This is a genomic window from Magnetococcales bacterium (genome assembly GCA_015231925.1).
GTDB lineage: Bacteria > Pseudomonadota > Magnetococcia > Magnetococcales > JADGAQ01 > JADGAQ01.
Genome location: JADGAQ010000275.1, coordinates 1 through 4188 on the forward strand (window position 1 = coordinate 1; position 4188 = coordinate 4188).

4 protein-coding genes are annotated in these 4188 nt (G+C 55.5%); all 4 read right to left on the reverse strand.

Annotated elements, in window-relative coordinates:
• Window positions 1-1103 (reverse strand): sel1 repeat family protein (locus tag HQL56_18585; protein MBF0311523.1); only part of this gene is annotated, 1103 nt, incomplete at its 3' end.
• Between the two features lie 153 nt (window positions 1104-1256).
• The gene (locus HQL56_18590) at window positions 1257-2924 is read right to left on the reverse strand and encodes an SEL1-like repeat protein (protein ID MBF0311524.1); all 1668 of its coding nucleotides are present in this window, start codon (window positions 2922-2924) and stop codon (window positions 1257-1259) included.
• A gap of 252 nt (window positions 2925-3176) precedes the next feature.
• Window positions 3177-3710, reverse strand: coding sequence for a hypothetical protein (locus tag HQL56_18595; GenBank protein MBF0311525.1), 534 nt, complete (start codon window positions 3708-3710; stop codon window positions 3177-3179).
• Between the two features lie 311 nt (window positions 3711-4021).
• Window positions 4022-4188, reverse strand: a 167-nt coding sequence (locus HQL56_18600) for a hypothetical protein (protein ID MBF0311526.1), incomplete at its 5' end; no start/stop codon positions are given.

Here is a 4188-nt window from a genome sequence, read left to right on the forward strand (position 1 = left end):
TCGACCGGCATGGTCCAACCCAGCAGGGCCATGTCGCCCAGCAGCAACGCCGCCTGCGGATGGCCCTTTTCCGCCGACAGGCGATACATGGAGCGGATTACGGACGATTTGACCCCAGTATGAACCTCTCTGAAATAGCGAGCTTGTTCTAACAGGATCTGGCCAACCTCTTCCTGATCCGGAACCGTATCAAACCATTTCAAAGCCCCCTCCAGATTCGGGTAGTGGCTACCACTACTGTCAAAGAGCGACAAAAAGCCCATGGCAAGCCGCGCTTCATTACTCATCTTTTCGCCTGGCCGACTCAGCCAATAGGCGGCTTTGGCATGTGTACTCAGCGGCAACCCATGATGCAAGCCAGTCAACAAAGAATGCCCCACCAACTCCATAGCCCTGAAGTCACCATCTTCAGCCAAGGGAAGAAACCACTCAATGGCCTGTCCCCGGTCTTTCGGGATGCCGTATAAACCTAGATAGTAAATTAACCAAACCATACGCCTTGCCCGGTCGACTGCTTCTTTAAAATCCGAATGGGTCAAATCCTTGAGTTCGGCGAGAGCGAAATCGACATCCTGCTCCCCCCCTTCTCCCGATGCCAGAAGAAGCGCCAACTCCAGACGTGCAAGGGGAAAACCGGTTGAAGCCGCCTTCCGCCACCAGGTCAACGCCTCCTTCGGGTCTCTCGGCAGGTATTCGCCGGTCATCAAATTGTGGGCAAGTGACATCCGGGCCAAGAGACTGCCTGCTTCAGCAGCCTGACGCATCAATTCGATATAGCGTCTCTCATCTTTCGCCAGGTATTCCCCTTCCTTATAGGCCATGGCAAGGCGGGCCATGGCATCGGCATGTCCCTTGCCGGCAGCCCGGCGGTACATGGACACCCCGGTCACCGGGTCGGCAGTGACGCCGATGCCGTCCGTGAGACAGCGCCCATACCAGTACTCGCCCTCCGCAACGCCTTCTTTGGCCTGTTGTTCATAGAATTGCGCCGCCTGTTTCTGCAAAACCGCTTCCTCGGAGAGAAACAGGCGACGCATGTGGGCGAATTCAGGGTCCGAAGCCCCAAGCAGAAACAGGGATAGCAAGAGAATGGTTTTCTTCATGCGTCTTTCCACACTATCAAAATGAGGGCGTGAGGGGTTCCCGATCAAAATGGTCCCGGCAACGGCGACAAGCACAGTCCCAGGGCGCTGCCCTGGACCCGCCGGGGGGGATACCCCCCCGGACCCCAGTATGAGTGGCACACGTTGCGGAGTTCAGGGCATCTTTTCCAGCCGCATTTTGGCCGGTTCCGATCCGGCCTCGGCGAGGGTGGTTAACAGGGTGCGGGCTTCGGCTACCGCTTCGGGATTCCCGGACGAATGGTTCAACAGGTGGTTGGCCAACCGATAACACCCAAAAGTGGAGCCCGCTTGCGCCGCCCGACGCAACCAGCCCAAGGCCGCCGGGGCATCGTTCGGTTCCAGTTCCATGGCCAGCAGAATCTGCCCAGCCACCTGACCCGCCTCCGCCGCCCGCGTCAACCACCCTTTGGAGGCCTCCGTCACCTCCCCATCGGAACCCATCTCCAAAATGGCCAACTGCACCATGGCCAGCCCATCCCCCGCACCGGCCCGTTTCAACAACTCCTCCCGTTCGGGTAGCAGCGACAGCGATTGCTCCTCCTCTTTAGACAGCCCATACACCTCGACAGGTAGCAATGCAAAAGCCTCCTCCACTTGCCCCCGCCCAAACCGCTCAGCCATCCGCCAACTTCTGGGCAGATGCGGCCCCGCCTGACGATACCAGTGGATCGCCTGTAATCCTGAACCCAGTGCCGAGTGTCCCAACAGAATCAGATCACCTTGCAACTGCTGCGCAAATTTATTTCTTATCCGTGATGCATCCATTAACAGTGCATAACCAACATCAATCCGGCAGGGCCTATCTCCCCGAATGCATTCCGATGCCATTCCGAAAGTAGTCATGCTCGCAAATACCGGATCCGAAATACGGCCCAACCAGTAACGCACCTGACGAAGTTGTTCTCCAGGTTCAATCTGTTCGTCAGACATCACCGACATCCCCATCGCCATATAATTACCATCACTCAAATTCTCGCCGAGCCGAGCAAGCCAGTATTTTGTCTTTGCCCGATTGCCTGCATCAAATACAAATGAAGAGTGCAAATAGATATCAATAAGCTCGCTTATTGCCTTGTCGTCACCTTTTTCAGCCAGAACAGTAAGCAAACTTATAACTTTGTAAATATCTATCTTTTTAGCCTGACCTTCGTAAAAATAGGCACTTGCCAAACTCCCCATGGCCAACCTAGCGACATTCGGATAAGTGTTCTGATGAGCCAGAGACTCCAATTCCTTGATGGCAAAGTCAGCATCTTTTTCTCCAAGATCTCCCTTTATCAGATGATCCGCCAATATTTGCCTAGCTTCCGGATATCCGCTATTGGCCGCCTCCCGATAGAGAGCCAAGGCCCTTATTGGGTCACGCGGTACAATATCGCCGTGATCATATTTTTTGGCCAGACTCATTTGGGCCAATGGACTGCCCGCTTCGGCGCTTTTGGTCAGCCAATGAATGGCAAGCTGCTCGTCCCTTGGTATAACCAGTCCGATGTAGTAGGTCGTACCAACCATATACATGGCATCGGCATTGCCCTTATCGGCTGCCTTCCGGAAATACTCAAAGGCCTTCACAGGATCCTCGGCAACCCCCTTGCCTGTATCCAAACAGAACGCATAATAAGCCATTGCATCTATATCGCCCTCCTGAGCCAGTCTTTCGGCGAGAAGTGCGCCTTCCCGCCTCTGCTCCATATCATCGGATCCTGACAGGCGCATCGCCTCCTGGAGCATGGGTGACCAGGCACCAAACAGGAATATACTTAAAGTTATTAACAGCACCTTTCTCTTAATGACTCCCATAAGTACCCCCTGTCGATCAAAATGTTCGAAAGCAGGCCTGGACCTCCTGCAGGAGATCCAGGCATGAACAGAACCTAGGGCGTGTTGACATTCACCATCTTTTGGTCCCTGGCCGCGTTGCAATCCGGTTCGGAATGCTCATGTAGGCGAGCTACACTCCGCTTCCTCACCGTCTTGCGCCTTGCCAGGAACCAAAATCTGGCAAATGTCAACACGCCCTAACAGCAACGATGCTCCTCGAAAGTATACTAGCTATGATGTGGCGTTCCTCCATTTCCAATACTCGTCGATTCTTTTCTGTTCTTCCCGCCTATGCTTATCCATGATTCGAAAAAGCTCCTCATTTTGTTGATCCTGTGGTAGATTTCTGCTCTTTTCCACCTGTCCAAGAGCTTGACCGAGTTCCTTTTCCATACGCACGGGTTCAAATTGGGAATTGGGCTCACCGCCCGACGGGTTGTTCCCCCCAGCAACCACGATCGGTTTTTCTCCACCTCCCGTGCCCGAGCCGAGAGGAGGGCTTCCCAATCCTGGGGAACCGGCGCCCAATCCCCCACCACCCTCGATCCCCCCATTGCCGCCTCCCATACCCGAGTCACCGGTAGTCTCCCCGCCTCCCGAGGAATCGTTGGCATAGCTCATGGCATGGTCACGACCTCCTCCGAACCCGAAGGGGGAGAAAGGCCCCCGGCCGCGCATCTCCCGCCCCAGTTTGGCGGCGAAGCCGTTGTCGCCGAAGAGGAAGCTGTCGCGGGTTTCGGGTTCCATGAAGGCGTAATCCCCCATGGGATTCTCCCGCTGCACCTGGTCCAGCGCCAGACGCTTCAGCGCACGGTCGAAACGGGGGTCCGACAGCAGGGTTTGGCTATTAACTCACTATAAATAACTTAATACATTAATTAACGAACGCGGAAGCGAAGTAACCGGCAGGAAAGCCAGCCAGTCGGGAATTTTGGGAGACACCCTTTCGCTCGAATCCAAAAGCTGGAAACCGGCCCTCAAGCCGGACTCCGTCCCTCCCTGCGCAAAGCGAATCGTTCAGACGGATGCACCTGCAGGTGTAAACAGAATACCTCGGTACGACCATGGGATCGGCATCACGGGAAATCCCGCACACCCTCCTCTTTCTGCGACTCCTCCTCGTCGATCCAGCACTTGCTCACATCCACCTGCTGCCGCACCCCATCCACCTCACCACGGGCCAATTGCTCCACCAGGCCTTGCGCCTCGACATCGCCCCGAGCCGCCGCCTTTTCATACCAGC

What these genes read in the sequence shown, in the direction of transcription:
- HQL56_18595 (MBF0311525.1), bottom strand. Translation starts at nt 3,710, where the DNA reads ATGGGGGATTACGCCTTCATGGAACCCGAAACCCGCGACAGCTTCCTC.
- HQL56_18590 (MBF0311524.1), bottom strand. Translation starts at nt 2,924, where the DNA reads ATGGGAGTCATTAAGAGAAAGGTGCTGTTAATAACTTTAAGTATATTC.